The 15,172-nt window shown below is 69.1% G+C and carries 13 protein-coding genes; 5 read left to right on the top strand and 8 right to left on the bottom strand.

Features of this window, described 5'->3' with window-relative positions:
• Positions 1 to 453 carry a c-type cytochrome gene (locus D3869_RS24595; RefSeq protein WP_137142396.1) on the bottom strand — a complete coding sequence of 151 codons (453 nt, stop codon included), beginning with the start codon at positions 451 to 453 and terminating at the stop codon, positions 1 to 3.
• Between the two features lie 100 nt (positions 454 to 553).
• Positions 554 to 2,437 (bottom strand): methanol/ethanol family PQQ-dependent dehydrogenase, encoded by a 1,884-nt coding sequence (locus D3869_RS24590; protein ID WP_137142395.1) that lies wholly within the window; start codon positions 2,435 to 2,437, stop codon positions 554 to 556.
• Between the two features lie 480 nt (positions 2,438 to 2,917).
• On the opposite strand from D3869_RS24590, the gene D3869_RS24585 reads away from it, so the two are divergent.
• Both D3869_RS24585 and D3869_RS24575 read left to right on the top strand, forming a co-directional pair.
• Positions 2,918 to 3,112 carry a hypothetical protein gene (locus D3869_RS24585; RefSeq protein ID WP_137142394.1) on the top strand — a complete coding sequence of 65 codons (195 nt, stop codon included), beginning with the start codon at positions 2,918 to 2,920 and terminating at the stop codon, positions 3,110 to 3,112.
• A gap of 349 nt (positions 3,113 to 3,461) precedes the next feature.
• The gene (locus D3869_RS24575; RefSeq protein WP_035680398.1) at positions 3,462 to 3,680 is read left to right on the top strand and encodes a hypothetical protein; all 219 of its coding nucleotides are present in this window, start codon (positions 3,462 to 3,464) and stop codon (positions 3,678 to 3,680) included.
• Positions 3,681 to 3,713: 33 nt separating this feature from the next.
• Here D3869_RS24575 and D3869_RS24570 read toward each other — a convergent pair whose 3' ends face one another.
• Entirely contained in the window at positions 3,714 to 5,132 is a 1,419-nt protein-coding gene (locus tag D3869_RS24570) for a UdgX family uracil-DNA binding protein (RefSeq protein ID WP_137142392.1), read from the bottom strand.
• Between the two features lie 2 nt (positions 5,133 to 5,134).
• Positions 5,135 to 6,349 carry a putative DNA modification/repair radical SAM protein gene (locus D3869_RS24565; protein ID WP_137142391.1) on the bottom strand — a complete coding sequence of 405 codons (1,215 nt, stop codon included), beginning with the start codon at positions 6,347 to 6,349 and terminating at the stop codon, positions 5,135 to 5,137.
• A gap of 147 nt (positions 6,350 to 6,496) precedes the next feature.
• Here D3869_RS24565 and D3869_RS24560 point away from each other — a divergent pair, with 147 nt between their 5' ends.
• Positions 6,497 to 7,555, top strand: coding sequence for a serine hydrolase domain-containing protein (locus D3869_RS24560; protein WP_175426595.1), 1,059 nt, complete (start codon positions 6,497 to 6,499; stop codon positions 7,553 to 7,555).
• Between the two features lie 12 nt (positions 7,556 to 7,567).
• Here the strand turns inward: D3869_RS24560 and D3869_RS24555 are convergent, their stop codons facing one another.
• The 4 genes from D3869_RS24555 to D3869_RS24540 all read right to left on the bottom strand — a co-directional run bounded on the left by D3869_RS24555 (position 7,568) and on the right by D3869_RS24540 (position 13,132).
• The gene (locus D3869_RS24555) at positions 7,568 to 10,108 is read right to left on the bottom strand and encodes an ABC transporter permease (RefSeq protein WP_137142390.1); all 2,541 of its coding nucleotides are present in this window, start codon (positions 10,106 to 10,108) and stop codon (positions 7,568 to 7,570) included.
• Between the two features lie 259 nt (positions 10,109 to 10,367).
• Positions 10,368 to 10,877 (bottom strand): thioesterase family protein, encoded by a 510-nt coding sequence (locus D3869_RS24550; RefSeq protein ID WP_137142389.1) that lies wholly within the window; start codon positions 10,875 to 10,877, stop codon positions 10,368 to 10,370.
• Positions 10,878 to 10,886: 9 nt separating this feature from the next.
• On the bottom strand, positions 10,887 to 11,792 hold the full coding sequence (locus tag D3869_RS24545; protein ID WP_094305700.1) for a LysR substrate-binding domain-containing protein: 906 nt from the start codon (positions 11,790 to 11,792) through the stop codon (positions 10,887 to 10,889).
• A gap of 137 nt (positions 11,793 to 11,929) precedes the next feature.
• Complete coding sequence (locus D3869_RS24540; protein WP_175426594.1) at positions 11,930 to 13,132, bottom strand: CaiB/BaiF CoA transferase family protein; 1,203 nt, start codon at positions 13,130 to 13,132, stop codon at positions 11,930 to 11,932.
• 443 nt (positions 13,133 to 13,575) lie between these two features.
• Between D3869_RS24540 and D3869_RS24535 the strand changes: the two genes are divergently transcribed.
• Together D3869_RS24535 and D3869_RS24530 are read left to right on the top strand one after the other, a co-directional pair.
• The gene (locus tag D3869_RS24535) at positions 13,576 to 14,742 is read left to right on the top strand and encodes an acetyl-CoA acetyltransferase (protein WP_247895953.1); all 1,167 of its coding nucleotides are present in this window, start codon (positions 13,576 to 13,578) and stop codon (positions 14,740 to 14,742) included.
• Positions 14,743 to 14,751: 9 nt separating this feature from the next.
• On the top strand, positions 14,752 to 15,165 hold the full coding sequence (locus D3869_RS24530) for a Zn-ribbon domain-containing OB-fold protein (RefSeq protein WP_137142387.1): 414 nt from the start codon (positions 14,752 to 14,754) through the stop codon (positions 15,163 to 15,165).
• Positions 15,166 to 15,172 lie beyond the last annotated feature (7 nt).

The following is a 15,172-nucleotide window of genomic DNA, read 5'->3' as shown; positions in this document are numbered from 1 at the left end:
TCAGCCGCCGATGCGTTGCGGACGCCCGCCGGGCAGCGCGCCGTCGGCCCGCGCCTTCAGGTAGCGGTAGATGTCGTCCAGGTGATCCATGATGTTCGGGTCCAGCCCGAAGGAGGGCATCACCTTGTCGCCGGTGGCGCCCTGGTTCTGGCGGCCGTTGACGACGACCTCCTTGAAGTCGTCGTAGCTCAGGCGCTTCAGCGAGTCAGCGAGGCTGGGGGCGAAGGACGACCCCGAGGCGTCGAAGCCGTGGCAGGTGTGGCAGGTCGCGTGGAAGCGGCGGTAGCCGTTGTAGGTTCCCTTGTCCACCTGACCGTCCTTGACGATGTAGGTCGGTGTTCCCTCGGGGGTCGTCGGCGCGTCCTGCGCCAGGGCGGCGAAACAGGCGACGGTGCCCACCGTCAGCGCACCGGTCAGCAAGCCAAGTCTGCGTTGCACAAATCTGCGTTTCATGGATGTCGAGATCCTTGCCCGGAAGCCGGGTCCCAGTAAATGCCGAAGGCTCTAAAGCAAAACCCCCGGTGCGTTGCGGCACCGGGGGCAGGTCTGCCGATCACTTCTGGTCAGGAACGTGGAACACCGTCAGGACGCCGCCGAGCTGGGTGTATTCGCCCAGCGACTGGTGGGCGCCGACCGCGCCGAGGCCGGCGGTCGCCACGCCCGTACCGCCGGCGCGGTTGGGGTGGACGGCCTGATGCCACTGGTTCGCCCCGGATTCCTGGGTCAGACCGGCGGCGAGACCGATGCCGGCCCAGCCGCCGACGCCGGACAGGACGGCCACATACTGCTTGCCGTTGTGGGTGTAGGTGTTGATGTTGCCGATGATGCCGGACGGGGTCTTGAACCGCCACAGCTCGTTGCCGTCCTTCATGTCGACGGCGACGAGGTAGCCTTCCAGCGTGCCGTAATAAGCGACGCCGCCCTTGGTCGACAGGGCGCCGCTCCACACCGCGAACCGCTCCGGCCGCGACCAGACGATCTTGCCGGCCGCCGCGTCCCAGGCGATGAAATTGCCCATGCCGCCGTGCGAGTTCGGCGTCGGGTACATCGACACGGTCGAGCCGACATAGGCCTGACCGGCCGTGTAGGAGACGGAGAACGGCTCGTAGTCCATGCAGATGTGGTTGGTCGGGACGTAGAACAGCCCGGTGTCCGGCGAGAAGGAGGCCGGCTGCTGGTCCTTGGTGCCGAGCGCCGCCGGGCACACGGCCGCGGTGTTCTTGTCCTCGCCGTTGGCGAAGGTGCTGTATTTGTCGACGACGTTCGGCCGTCCGGTCTTCATGTCGACGTCGGTCGCCCAGTTGACCGTCGGGTCGTATTTCTGCGCGACGAGCAGTTCGCCGGTCGCCCGGTCCAGCGTGTAGGCGAAGCCGTTGCGGTCGAAGTTGACCAGGACCTTGCGCTGCTGGCCGTTCATGTTGATGTCGGCCAGGATGTTCTCATTGACGCCGTCGAAGTCCCACTCGTCGAAGGGCGTCTTCTGGTAGACCCACTTCGCCTCCCCGGTGTCGGGATCGCGGGCGAAGATGGTCATCGACCATTTGTTGTCGCTCTTGGCCCGGTCCTTGTCGACGGCCCGCTGCGTCGGGTTCCAGGTGCCGGGGTTGCCGGTGCCGTAATAGATCAGGTTGAGCGCCGGATCGTAGGTGTACCATCCCCAGGTCGTCCCGCCGCCGCGCTTCCATTCCTCGCCCGGCCAGGTCGAGACGCCGAGGTCCTTCTGCCCGATCGGCTTGCCCATCATCATCGTCTTCGACGGGTCGATCTTCACGTCGGCGTCGGGACCGGTCGAGAAGGCCCGCCACACCATCTTGCCGCTGTTCGTGTCGTAGGCCGTCAGATGCCCGCGCACCCCGAACTCGCCGCCGCTGATGCCGACGAAGACCTTGTCCTTGACCACCAGCGGGGCCGCCGTCAGGGTCTCGCCCTTGGTGTGGTCACCGTTCTTGGCCTTCCACATCTCCTTGCCGGTCTTGGCGTCGAGTGCCACCAGCGTGTTGTCCGCCTGGGCCAGGAAGACCTTGCCGTCGGCGACGGCGACGCCGCGGTTGACGGTGTCGCAGCACATCACCGGGATGACGGTCGGGTCCTGGACCGATTCATATTTCCAGATGACCCGCCCCGGGTTGTTGAGGTCCAGCGCGAAGACCTTGTTGGGGAACGGCGTGTGAATGTACATCACGTCGCCGACGACGATCGGCCCGCCTTCATGGCCGCGCAGAACGCCGGTCGAGAACGACCACGCGACCTGGAGATTCTTGACGTTGTTGGTGGTGATCTGGTCGAGGGGGCTGTACCGCTGCCCGGCATAGTTGCCGAGCTGGGACGCCCAGTTGTTGGGGTTCGCTTCATTCTTGAGAATACTGTCGTTCGCAGAAACCGAGCCGGCGGCGACGACAGCGACAGACGCCAGAAGCCAACGAGACAACACCTTCATGACGATCCCTCCCGTGATGGCGCTTATTGTTTACCCAAAAACCAATGGGATTCTTGCTTGTGAGCGCGGTGCTGAGTGCAAAAGGGCGTTGTCGCGCGAATGTTGTCGCGCGGTATGTCCGGTTCTGAATTCAATATTCAGAAAAGCTGACGCCAAATTGGGACTTAATGCTATATTGGGACCATCTTCTCGTCAAGGCTCTGACGAATAGAAAATGCCAAACAATCGTCTCGTGCCAGATTTATCCAGGACTGAACGCAAATTGGGAGTAAGAGATTAATCCCTCAAAACATGATTTTTGTAATTTATTTATTTGCAGTTTCCAAGGAGAGCTTTGTGCAGAGCAGCAATATTTGCTGCAAAGCAGCGCGGCCCGATCCGCGGCGCCGGCTGTTGATGGATGTGTTCCGGCCTTCGTCTGCCTTGGCCAACGTGTCGAAGGCGCCGGCTCTTCGAGCATTCGTACAGGAAACGCGAACCATGTTTGAACTGGTTCTGGTGATCTGTCTGGCCATGCGGCCGGACCAATGCGCCATCGAGCGTCCAGTCTCCTTCGAACGGTACCCGACCGCGGTGGAATGCACGCGCAACAGCTACGTCCACGTCGTGCACTGGCTCATGGAGCATCCCAATTGGAACGTCCGCCAATGGCGGTGCGAGCAGCCCGGGGCCTGACGCCAGCGCAGGTTGCTTCAAGGACCAGCGCAGGTTGCTTCAAGGATACGAGACACTTCACTCAACGTTCCGTTGACCAGCGGCGCGCCGACTCCAGACTTGCGCGAAGGCTTATCTGGACCATGCGGACCGTTCCGCTTCATCCGCTGCACCAACGGCTTCGCAAACTCCCAACGTTTAGGCATTGGTTAACCTTCGATGCCTAATGATTCGGCGCCCTGTGGTCTGGCTCATTTCCGAGCAGCCGGAATCCTGCAATCCTGTCCTCGTCCTGGGCATGGCATGCGGCTTGCTCTCGCTGATCCACACGATGTTGGCACAGCCGTGCCGTTGCGTTTTGGAGCACCCAATGTTCGTTACCCTGTCGATGATCTTCTGCCTGGCGTCCGACCCGACCCAGTGCCGGACCATCAACCCGATGGTTCCCGACACCGAACCCCTGACCATGTCGAGCTGCCCGATCGCCGGCCAGATCGAGAGCGCCAAGTGGATCAATGACCACCCGAAGTACGAGCTTCAACGCATCCAGTGCACGGTGGGCAAGCGGTTCAAGCAGCAGGGCGCGTGAGGACGCGGACGCCGGAGACGGCCTGACCCCGCCTCACGCCAGCGCCGCGGCCCGGCGCAGGTCGGCCACGAACGCCGCTTGCGCCCGCCGCCGCTCCTCCTCCCCCGGAAGCCTCAGCAGGTAGGATGGGTGGACGGTGATGAAGCCGTTCCACCCGTCGAAAGCCATCGGTCCGCGCTCGCGCAGCACCGCAACGGGCCGGCCGGTCATCGCCAGGGCCGCGGTGGCTCCCAGCGCGACGACGAGGCGGGGACGGACGAAGCCAAGCTCCGTCATCAGCCACCAGCGGTAATGCTTGACCTCGCCGGCGGTGGGCGACTGGTGGATGCGCCGCTTGCCGCGCTGGACGAACTTGAAGTGCTTGACGGCGTTGGTCAGGTAGAGGCCGCCGCGGTCGATCCCGGCCTCCTCCAGCGCGGCGGTCAGCAACTGGCCGGCGGGGCCGACGAAGGGGCGGCCCTCGCGGTCCTCCTGGTCGCCCGGCTGCTCGCCGACGATGGCGATGGCCGCACCCTCCGGCCCCTCGCCCAGCACCGCCTGCGTCGCCCCCGGCACCAGCGGTTCGGAGCGTTGGATCAGGCGGTTCAGGTCGGCGAGGCTGTCCGGCGCCTGCCGGGCCATCGCCGCCACGGCCTTCTCGGGCATGCGGCGGCGCGGGACGGCGGCCTCGGCCTCCAGCATCGCCTGGACGCGGGCGGGGGCGGAGCGGACCATGGCCGGGATGGCCGCCGTCTCCGGCATGTTGGCCCAGTATTTCCGCGGCATCTCCGCCCGCATGGCCGTCGGGTTGACCCGCGCCGGGTTGAACGTGCTCTCGTAATAGCGTTGCCAGCCCTCGGCGAAGCGGTCATCGACAAAGCGGTCATGGGCCGGCGCGTCCGGACGCTCGGCGGGCGGGCCGCTCATCAGGCGCCGGCGGTCCCAGTGCAGCGAGCCCTTCGGGGTGAGGATCGTCCACGCCATGCTTTCGAAGCGCTCGACGAAGAAGGGGGCGACGGCTTCGACGATGTGATGGTCGGGTTCGAACCACGCGACGTAACGCTCCTCCCCATCCGGGCCGGGCAGGGCGCGGAAGCGCAGGAAGGCGTGCATCTTGTGGATGTCCCGGCGAACCGCCTTGTCGAGCCGTTCCAACCGGTGCACCAGCGGGTCGGCGTGCTGGTCGAGCAGCGCCCGCTCCCCGTTCAGCACGCGCCAGACCAGCCGGTAGAGCAGGGCGTAGCGTTCCGGATCGCCGTGGCAGACGACGGTTTCGATCAGTTGCCCGACCGCCTGGGGCAGGAAGACCGGGGCGCCGCCTTCGGAAGCGAGCGCCGCCTCGCCGCCGAACAGCGACGGCGCGCCGACGCTCCACAGCACCTTGTCGGGCGCCGTCCCGGCGGCGGCGAGGCGGCGCACCGCCCGGCGGAAGCCGTCGAGATCCGCCCCTTCCCGCAAGGTGATCGTGTGCATCGTCAGAACAGGCTCAGTTGGCTGGACGGCGTGACCAAGCGCTGGCGCAGGTCCAGCCGGTCGGTCAGCCCGCCCGCGGGGTGGTAATCGGCGGCAATCAGGAAGGGGCGGGCGCGCCGCAGCCCGTTCGACAGCCGCCCCAGATCCTCCATGCGCAGGCGGGTATGGCGGCGCGCCGACAGGATCTTGTCCACGGCGCGCGCGCCCAGCCCCGGCACCCGCAGCAGCATCTCGCGGTCGGCGCGGTTGACGTCCACCGGGAAGCGCTCGCGGTTCTTCAGCGCCCAGGCTAGCTTGGGGTCAATGCCGAGGTCGAGCATCCCGCCCTCGCCGCCGGACGCGATCTCCTCCACGGTGAAGCCGTAATAGCGCAGCAGCCAGTCGGCCTGATACAGCCGGTTCTCCCGCTGCAAAGGCGGCGGCTTGACCGGCAGCACAGAGCTGGCCTCCGGGATCGGGCTGAAGGCGGAGTAGTAGACGCGGCGCAGCCCGTAGCGCTGGTAGAGCGTGCCGCTGGTCTCCAGCACCGAGCGGTCGGTGGCGTCGTCGGCGCCGACGATGAGTTGGGTGCTCTGGCCGGCGGGGGAGAAGCGGCGGCGCTCCTCCTTGGCCTCGACGATGCGCTCGTTGACCTGCCCCATCACCGCCTTGATGGTGCCGCCGTTCTTCTCCGGCGCGAAGGCCTTCAGGCTGTGGTCGGAAGGCAGTTCGAGGTTGATCGACAGGCGGTCCGCCCACAGCCCGGCCTGCTCGATCAGCCAGGGGCTGGCTTCGGGAATGGTCTTCAGGTGGATGTAGCCGGCGAAGCCGTGGTCGCGCCGCAGGGTCCGCGCCACCAGCATCATCTGCTCCATCGTGTGATCCGGCGAGCGGATGATGCCGGAGGACAGGAACAATCCCTCGATGCAATTGCGCTTGTAGAAGCCGAGGGTCAGTTCCACCACCTCCTCCACCGTGAAGCGGGCGCGGCGGACGTTGGAGGAGCGCCGGTTGATGCAGTACACGCAGTCGAACAGGCAGTGGTTGGTCAGCAGGATCTTCAGGAGCGAGACGCAGCGCCCGTCCGGCGTGTAGGCATGGCAGATGCCGGCGCCGGTGGTCGAGCCCAGCCCCTCCTTGCCGCCGCGCCGCGGCTTGGCGCCGGACGAGGCGCAGGAGGCGTCGTATTTCGCCGCGTCGGCCAGAATGCCGAGCTTCTCGATCAAGGCGTCGTCCATCATCCCATCCCACGCTGCTTGCATGTTCTTAATATGTTCCCATGGGGTGGGGAGGCAAGCGGCGTGTGCGGCGCCGGGTGGGACAAAGTCCGATCAGGGCCTCTCGGGCAATCTTGGATGGCAGCGACGCGGGACCACATATCCGGGATGACCTCGAACTCGCCGTTGCGGCTCGGCCGCCGCACCGTCCTTGCCGCCGTCGCTGCCGCGTCCCTCGGCGGCCTGATGCGCCCGCTGCTTGCCGCCCAACCCGCGGCCGGGGCCGCGTTCGATCCGGTGCTGCTGGAAAGGGCGGTCAAACGGGCGGCCGGGCTCGAACAGATCCACGCGCTGGTCATCGGGCGGAACGGCGAGGTGGTGTCGGCGGAGGCTTTCCGGGGACCGGCGGTGAACCGCGCCGTGAACGTCAAGTCGGTGTCCAAGACCATTGCCGCCTCGCTCGCCGGCATTGCCATCGACCGCGGGGTCCTGCGCGGCGTCGATGTCACCCTCGCCGAGGCGGCGCCGGGACTGGTTCCGGCGGGCGTCGATCCACGGGTGCGCCGGATCACCATCGCTGACCTTCTGACCATGCAGGCCGGTCTGGAACCGACCTCCGGGCCGGGCTACGGCCGCTGGATCAACAGCCGCAATTGGATCGCCGACGCGCTGCGCCGTCCCTTCGTCACCGAGCCGGGCGCCCGCATGCTCTATTCGACCGGGAGCTACCATTTGCTGGGCGCGGCGCTGTCCAGCGCGTCGGGGCGCAGCCTGCTGTCCCTGGCGCGGGACTGGCTGGGCGAGCCGCTGGGGATCGAGGTGCCGTCATGGACGCGCGACCCGCAGGGCTTCTATCTCGGCGGGAACAACATGGCGCTGTCGCCGCTCGACCTGTTCCGCTTCGGCGAGCTGTGGCGGCAGGGCGGGCTGTGGAACGGGCAGCCGGTCATCAGCACCGCCTGGGTGCGGGATTCCTGGGTGCCGCGCACGCGCTCTCCCTTCTCCGGCGACGACTACGGGTACGGCTGGTTCCTCGCCCAGGCGAAGGGGCACCGCATCGCCTACGCGCGCGGCTATGGCGGGCAGATGCTTTATCTGGTGCCCAGCCTGGGGCTGACGGTCGTCGTCACCTCCGACCCCACCCGCCCGGCGCGGTCGGATGGGCATGTCGGCCTGCTCAACGCCCTGCTGACCGACGACATCATCCCGGCGGCGGAGATGGCCTGACGGGCCGGCGGATCAGGCGGACAGGGGGGTGCTGCGCAGGCGCCGCATCACGTTCCGTCGCGGCAGCCAAGCCACCAGCACGGCCCCGACCGCCGCCATCGCGGCGATGGTGCCAAGAAAGGCGGCCAGGGGAACAGCGCCTCCGGGGAGGGGAGCGCCCTCGGCAAGGCCGGCGACCACCGCCGCGCCGCCGACCCAGCCGAGCGGCACCGCGACCGCGGCGACGGCGGCGCCTAGGAGGACGAACTCCAGCACCACCGCCTGGACCATCGAACGCCGCCCGACCCCGAGGGCGTGCAGGATCGCCATTTCCTGAAGCCGGCGCCGGGCGCTGCTGGCGATGGCGCCGAGAAGGACCACGGCCGCCGCGCCGAGAGCGACGGCGGACAGGCCGTCGAGAAGCCCTCGCACGGTCTGGACGGTCGAGCCGAGCGTGTCCAGAACCTCCGCCACGCGGATCGTGGGGGCTTGCGGGATTGCCTGCGTCACCGCCGCCTCAACCGCCGGAACCGCTTCGGGCAAGGACCAGACGGCAGTGACGAGGCTGTGCGGCGGCGGTTCGGGGAAGGGGGAGAGGAGAACCGGGAAGTCCAGGTCGAGCCGCGTCCAGTCGATGCGCCGGAGGTTGGCGACCGTCGCGGTCACCGGGCCGCTTGCCAGGGCCAGCGTGAGGCGGTCCCCCACCGACAGCCCCAGCCGGCGGGCGACCTGCGCGTCCAGCGAGGCGAGCGGCGGGCCGGTATAGCCCTCGGGCCACCAACTCCCCGCGACGATCCGGTCAGTGGGGGCGGGGCGGTCGCGCCAGGACAGTCCACGGTCGCCGCGCACCGCCCAGCCGACGGAGCGCGGGGCGTCCGCCTCGGTGATGGCGATGCCGTTGAGGCGACTGATCCGGGCGTGCAGGAACGGCGCCGTCTTGACCCGTTCGACGCCGGGGAGGGCGTACAGGTGTTCGCTCAGACGCTTTCCGTCCGGCGGGTGAATGTTCAGAACGACGACGGAAGGCGTCAGCGCCGGCAGCGTCGCCGCGACATGGCCGGTCGCCGACCGTCCGACCACACCGACCGCCACCAGCAGAGTCAGGCCGATGCCCAGCGCGACCGCCATCGGGACCGTCGGGGCACCGGGCCGACCGAGGTTGGCGACGGCCAGCCGGACCACCGGTCGCCGTCCGTGCGCCAGCCGGCGTGCCATGCTGGCGAGCCCGCGCCCGAGCAGCGCGAACCCCGCCGCCACCAGCCCGGCGACAAGGAGGAAACCGGCGACCGCGATCGGCATCCCCGTCCAGGCGGCGAGAAGGCCGGTGAGCGCCAGCCCGAGCAGCGCGATGGCGCCACGGGTCCGCCAGCCCACGGAACGCGTCCGGTCGTCCACTACTCCCCGCCAGATCGCCGCGGGGCTGGTTCCGGCGGCGCGGGCCAGCGGCGGCACGGCGCAGAGCAGGGCCACCAGCAGCCCGACCGCCCCCGCCAACAGCAGGGCCGCCGGATCGACGGCGCCGCCCGTCTCCGGCATCCAGTCGAGAGGCAGCGCGTTCACGGCCATGGCGGCCAGCAGGGCGCCGGTGCCCAGGCCGATCAGCAGCGCCACGCCGACCACCGCCAGCGTCTGGATCAGGAAGGCGGTGAAGAGAAGGCGTGGCGAACCGCCCAGCGCCTTCAGCGTCGCCAGGACCGGCAACCGCCGGGCGAGGTGCGCCGACAGCGCCCGGCTGACGCCGACACCGCCGATCAGCAGGATCGACAGCGACCCGAGAAGGAACAGCGCGCGGGCGAGATGCACGGTGCGGTCCACGCCCGGAATGCCGTGGGCTGCGTCGACAATCCGCCATCCGGCGTCGGGAAAGCGGCGTTCCAGATCGCGCAGGACTTCGTCGGAGCGGGCCGTTTCCGGCAGGAGGAGGCGATAATACCAGTAGACGGGCATCCCCGGCTCGGCGAGGCCCGTCGCGTTCAGCGCCCGGCGGTCGATGACGACGCGCGGGCCGAGGGAGAAGGCGCGGAAGGTCCGGTCCGGCTCATGTTCCAGAACGGCGCGGATCGCGACCTCGGCGGCACCGAGCCGCAGCCGGTCGCCGACGCCCAGCGCCAGCGCGTCGAGGAGGTCGGCGGACACCGCCGCTCCCCATCGCCCGTCCCGATGGGCCAGCGCCTCGGCGAGGGACGCGGCGCCGGACACCGCCGCCGTGCCAACCAGCGGGTAGCTTTCCTCGACCGCCTTCAGCTCGACCAGGGCGCGGGTGTCACCGTTCACCGCCGAGGCAACGGGTCGCAGTTCCGCGGTCTCGCCGACCCTGCCCATCGTGTCGAGGACGGCCCGCTGCTCCGGCGTCGCCGGGGCGTGGAACAGGCGCAGGGAGAGATCGCCGCCGACCGCCTCGCGCGCGGTGGCCCGCATTCCGTCCAGCACGCCGCCGCTGAGCGAGCCGATGGCGGCCATCATGGCGGTCCCCAGCGCCACGCCAAGGACAACGATCCAAAGTCCGGCGACGCCGCCCCGCAGGTCCCGCCAAGCCAGCCGCAACGCGATGCGCAGATGAGTCATGGCGGACATATCGTGAAGGTCCCGCCGGCCGGCAACCGTTTTGGCCGCCTCGCTGTCGCGTTTGAAGTTCCCCTCTCCCCTCCGGGGAGAGGGTCAGGGTGAGGGGGCAGCACAGGCGCAGCCTGTGCCAGGGGATTGCCAAGGGGCAGCATGCCCCTTGGCGGTGCACCGAAGGCGCACCGGCCCCCTCACCCTCCCCACGCCTACGGCGCGGGTCCCCTCCCTCTCCCCGGAGGGGCGAGGGTCATAAAGGCGATTGCGGGCGCTGCTATCCCCGGATGTGCAGCCGTCGCCGGTGGCGGGGCGGCAGGAGATGGGCGGATTGGACCGTCGCCAGGGCGCGCAGGCGCTCCGCAAGCGTCGGCGGAAAGGGCGTCACCTTGCGGGTGCCCAGATCGACGTGGATCGACAGTTGCTCCATGGTCGCCGCGACCGTGCCGTCGTCGGTCCGGCGGATCTCCAGCAGGCTCAGCAGCCGCTTGTCGTCGGCGTCGAGCAGCCGCAGGGCCACCTGCAAGGGCGTGCCGGCGCGCAGCTCCCGCCGGTAATGCACCGCCACATCGACGACGAACAGGCCGAGCCCCTCGTCCCGCGTGTAGGTCTCGCCCAGCCCCCATTGCTCCATCAGGGCATAGCCGACCTCGTCGAACAGGGCGACGTAGCGCACCATGTTCATGTGGCCGTAGAGGTCGATCCAGCTCTCGTCGACGGTGTGCACGCCGGACAGCAGGATGTCGGACGGCAGGATGTCCGGCGGCAGGGCGTGGTCCTGGGTCATGGAAGTGCCTTACAAGGTGGAGGTCTGGTCCGGCGGGAACACGCCGCGCAGCCATTGCCGGATGGCCGAGATCACCGGCGTGTTCCAGCGGTGGACCGGGGCGATGAAGTAATAGCCGCCGATGGTGACGTTGCTGTCCACCATCTCCACCAGTTCGCCGTTGGCCAGCGGCTCGGTCACCAGCAGGTCGCTGACCAGCGCCACCCCGCGCCCCAGCCGGGCCGCCTCGATGGTCAAGTGCGCCTGCCACAGCCGGGGGCCGCGCAGCCGGGGAATGTCGGCGATGCCGGCCTCCTCCAGCCAGGCTTCCCACATGCCGGTGGACTGCTCGTGGATCAGCGGCAGGCCGACGAGGTCGGCGGGCGTGCGCACGTCCGGGTAGCGCGCCTTGAACTCCGGGCTGGCGATGGCGAGGATGCGCGGCCGCGCGAACATTTCCGAGCGCAGCCCGTCGGCGACGGAGCCGCCGTCCTCCAGATACATGATCTCCGCGTCGGCCTCCTCCCGGCTGAAGTCGGGGCGGGTCGAGGTCGGCTGAAGGATCACCTCCCGCCCGGTCAGCGCCTCCTCCAACTCCGGCAGGCGGGCGAGCAGGCAGCGCGACGCCAGCCCGGCGAGGCAGCAGATGTGCACCGCCTCCATCCCGCCGTTGCGCAGCTCGTTGCTCGCCTCGCCGATCAGGTCGAAGGCGCGGCGGAGCTGGGCGGCGTAGCGGATGCCCTCGCGGGTCAGGGACAGGCCGCGCCCCGACTTCGCCACCAGCTTCACCCCCACCGCCTGTTCCAGATTCTGGATGTGGCGCGACACCACCGTGTGGGACACCGCCAGCTCGTCGGCGGCGGCCCGCACCGTGCCCTGCCGGGCGAAGATGTCGAAGGCGCGGAGGGCGAGAAGGGGCGGAAGGCGGCGCGCCATGCGGACCTTTGGGCTGTGGACGGAAGCCGGGGCGAGGCTGGGGGCGATCCCGGCGGCAGTATGAAACATTTCCGCCAGCACCGCACGCGCCCCTTCGCCGCCCGCCACCCGCCGCTCTCCCCCCGCGCCGCCGGCCATCACACCACCGCGTCGCGACGGAAGGCGCCGATCTCGTCGGGGCTGAAGCCGAGATCCGCCAGGATGGCGTCGGTGTGCTCGCCCAGCCGCGGCGCCGGGCTTTCGGCGGGCAGAGGGGCCTCCGGCATGGTGATCGGCACGGCGGCGAAGCGCTTGCCCGAGCCCTCCGGCACCTCCACGACCATCTTGCGGTGGACCACCTGGGGATCGCTCAGCGCGTCCGGCACGCTGTTGATCGGGCTGGCCGGCACGTCGGCGTCCTCCATCGCGTCCAGCCAAGCGTCGCGCCCGCGGGTGAGGAAGACCTCGCGCAGCAGCGGCTCCAGCTCCGCATGGTTGGCGTTGCGGGCCGAGCCGGTGGGGAAGCGCGGGTCGGACAGCAGATGCTCCAGCCCCATGGCGCGGCACATCCGGTCCCACTGCTCGTTGGTGTCGACGCAGATGGCGATCGGCTTGTCGGCGGTGGGGAAGGCCTGGAAGGGGGCGATCAGCGGGTGGCGGCTGCCCAGCGCCCGCGGCGTCTCCCCGGCGTTCAGGAAACGGGCGATGGCGTTCTCCATCAGGGCGAGCTGGCAATCGAGCATCGCCACGTCGATGAAGCTGCCCTCGCCGGTGCTCGCCCGCTTCTGCAGGGCGGCGAGGATGCCGACGGCGGCGAACAGGCTGGACCCGATGTCGCCGATCGACGCGCCGACCCGGCAGGGATCGCCGCCTGGCTCGCCGGTGATGCTCATCATGCCGGACATCGCCTGGGCCACCACGTCGAAGCAAGGGCGGTGGCGGTAGGGGCCGTCCTGCCCGAAGCCGGAGATCGAGGCGTAGACCAGCCGTGGATTGACCGCCTTTAGATCGGTGTAGCCCAGCCCCAGCCGGTCCATCGCCCCGGCCCGGTTGTTCTCCACCAGCACGTCGCAGGTGGCGACGATTTTTTTGAAAATCTCCTTCCCCTTTTCCTCCTTCAAGTTGAGCGTCAGACTCCGCTTGTTGCGGTTGACGCTGAGGAAGTAAATGCTCTCCTCATCGCTGAAGGGGGCAATGATGCGGGTGAAATCGCCCTTGCCGGGACGCTCGATCTTGATGACCTCCGCTCCCAGCGCGCCGAGCAGCCACGTGCTGTAGGGGCCGGCCAACATGTGCGTGAGATCGACCACGCGCACGCCGGCCAGGGGGCCTTCGCGGCGTTGCGTATCGGTGTTGAGCATGCATGATCCTTCGGATGGCCGGGCGCCGCGCAGGCGGTCCGGGCGGGGCCGCGCGCCCGGCTGGAAACCGGTCCGGTCCAGGGCGGCGGCGGGAATGCGATACCCAAAGGCTTGCGCCACGGCGGCCGGAAAACAATCGCTTAGTTTGGCCCAATCCGGTGCATGGAAGGCACCGTTCCGCGGATTCGTTGGGCGCAGCATTGGTGCGTTCCGTGCACCGGACCGCATCGTTTTTTCTGCTTGTGACACGAACTGTGTCCGGTAGTCTTGATCTTGCCGGGAGCGGATCGGCCTGATCGAAAACTCTGCCGGCCATCGGATAGTCTTCATGATTTCCGAGGCGGGCGGCCTCTTTACTCTCATCGCCTGTCCACTGAAGCCGCTCGGCGCGCGTCGCGGCAGCGATGCGCGGCCTTCCACAACCAGGAAAGGACAACCCGCGCGTGATCGATCTTTCGGGAAAGGCGGCCATCGCCGGCGTTTTTGAATCGCCCCGCCGGGATGCGCCGCGCGTCCACCCCTTCGCCCTTCAGATGGAATGCATCCTCGGCGCGCTGGACGACGCCGGGCTGACGCTGAAGGACGTGGACGGGCTGTGCGCGGCCTCCGGCGACTGGGCCGAGGGCGGCAGCACCATGGATGTGGTCGAACTGGCCGAATACATCGGGATCGCGCCGACCTACGTGAACAGCACCGACGTCGGCGGCTGCTCCTACATCCTTCAGGCCGGACAGGCGGCGGCGGCCATCGCCACCGGGCTGGCCGAGGTGGTGGTCATCAGCTACGCCGCCTGCCCGCGCTGGTGGCCGCTGAGCAGCCCGTCCTTCGACCCCTTCGTCTTCCCCGCCGGCCCCGGCCAGTACGAAATTCCCTACGCGCCGACGCTGATTTCAACCTACGGCCTGTTCGCCCGTCGCCATATGGATCTCTACGGCACCACGCCGGAACAGCTTGCCCAGGTGGCCGTGACCTTCCGCGAGCACGCCGCGAAGAACCCCGACGCCCGGCTGCGCAAGCCGATCACGGTGGACGACGTGCTGGCCTCGCCGATGATCGCGTCGCCGCTGCGCCGGCTGGACTGCTGTGTGGTGACCGACGGCGGCGGCGCCGTGGTGATGACCAGCCGGGAGCGGGCGCGCGACCTGAAGAAGCCGCCGGTCCATCTGGTCGGCTACGGGGCCGCCGTGGCGCGCACCCAGAACAGCCAGATCCCTGACGACCTGACCACCCCGGCGGCGCTGTCCGGCCCGCGCGCCTTCGCCATGGCCGGGCTGACCCCCGGCGAGATCGACGTGGCGCAGATCTACGACGCCTTCACCATCACGCCGATGCTGGCGCTGGAGGATCTGGGCTTTTGCGGGCGCGGGGAGAGCGGCGCCTTCGTCGCGGACGGCAATCTGACGCTGGGGGGCAGCCTGCCGACCAACACCGACGGCGGCGGGCTGTCGTCCAACCACCCCGGCAAGCGCGGCATCTTCACGCTGATCGAGAGCGTCCGCCAGCTCCGCGGCGAGGGGCCGGGCGTCCAGGTGACCGACGCGCGCATCGCCCTGGCCCATGGGCTTGGCGGCACCTTCTGCTCCGCCGCCACCGCCATCCTTGCCCGGTAAGGTGCCCCGATGACCGCCCCAACGACCAGCATGACCATCCCGCCCGTCCAGGACGAGACCTCCGCCCCCTTCTGGGAGGCGGCGCGCGAGGGGCGCTTCCTGATCCAGCGCTGCCCGGAGACCGGGCGCTTCCAGTGGTACCCGCGCGCCCATTCCATCCACGCCCCGCACGCCCGCCCGGAATGGGTCGAGGCGAGCGGGCGCGGCGAGCTGCTGACCTATTCGGTCGTCCATCGCGGCAACCAGCGCGGCGATCCCTACGTCTGCGCCCTGATCCGGCTGGAGGAGGGCGTCACCGTCTTCTCCCGCGTCGAGGGGGTGGCGGAGGCCGATCTGCGGGCCGGCCTGCCGCTCGCCGTGGCCTTCCACCAGCTCGACGAGGCGACCAGCCTCCCCGTGTTCCGCCCGCGGACTTCCGACTGAGGGTGCC

The organism is Azospirillum brasilense, assembly GCF_005222205.1.
Lineage (GTDB): Bacteria > Pseudomonadota > Alphaproteobacteria > Azospirillales > Azospirillaceae > Azospirillum > Azospirillum brasilense_G.
Note: the sequence above shows the minus strand (reverse complement) of the source record. Positions and strands in the feature narration are given on the sequence as shown.

Coding starts and splice junctions, on each gene's coding strand:
- D3869_RS24595 (WP_137142396.1), bottom strand. CDS start 453: ATGAAACGCAGATTTGTGCAACGCAGACTTGGCTTGCTGACCGGTGCG.
- D3869_RS24590 (WP_137142395.1), bottom strand. CDS start 2,437: ATGAAGGTGTTGTCTCGTTGGCTTCTGGCGTCTGTCGCTGTCGTCGCC.
- D3869_RS24585 (WP_137142394.1), top strand. CDS start 2,918: ATGTTTGAACTGGTTCTGGTGATCTGTCTGGCCATGCGGCCGGACCAA.
- D3869_RS24575 (WP_035680398.1), top strand. CDS start 3,462: ATGTTCGTTACCCTGTCGATGATCTTCTGCCTGGCGTCCGACCCGACC.
- D3869_RS24570 (WP_137142392.1), bottom strand. CDS start 5,132: ATGCACACGATCACCTTGCGGGAAGGGGCGGATCTCGACGGCTTCCGC.
- D3869_RS24565 (WP_137142391.1), bottom strand. CDS start 6,349: ATGGACGACGCCTTGATCGAGAAGCTCGGCATTCTGGCCGACGCGGCG.
- D3869_RS24560 (WP_175426595.1), top strand. CDS start 6,497: ATGACCTCGAACTCGCCGTTGCGGCTCGGCCGCCGCACCGTCCTTGCC.
- D3869_RS24555 (WP_137142390.1), bottom strand. CDS start 10,108: ATGTCCGCCATGACTCATCTGCGCATCGCGTTGCGGCTGGCTTGGCGG.
- D3869_RS24550 (WP_137142389.1), bottom strand. CDS start 10,877: ATGACCCAGGACCACGCCCTGCCGCCGGACATCCTGCCGTCCGACATC.
- D3869_RS24545 (WP_094305700.1), bottom strand. CDS start 11,792: ATGGCGCGCCGCCTTCCGCCCCTTCTCGCCCTCCGCGCCTTCGACATC.
- D3869_RS24540 (WP_175426594.1), bottom strand. CDS start 13,132: ATGCTCAACACCGATACGCAACGCCGCGAAGGCCCCCTGGCCGGCGTG.
- D3869_RS24530 (WP_137142387.1), top strand. CDS start 14,752: ATGACCGCCCCAACGACCAGCATGACCATCCCGCCCGTCCAGGACGAG.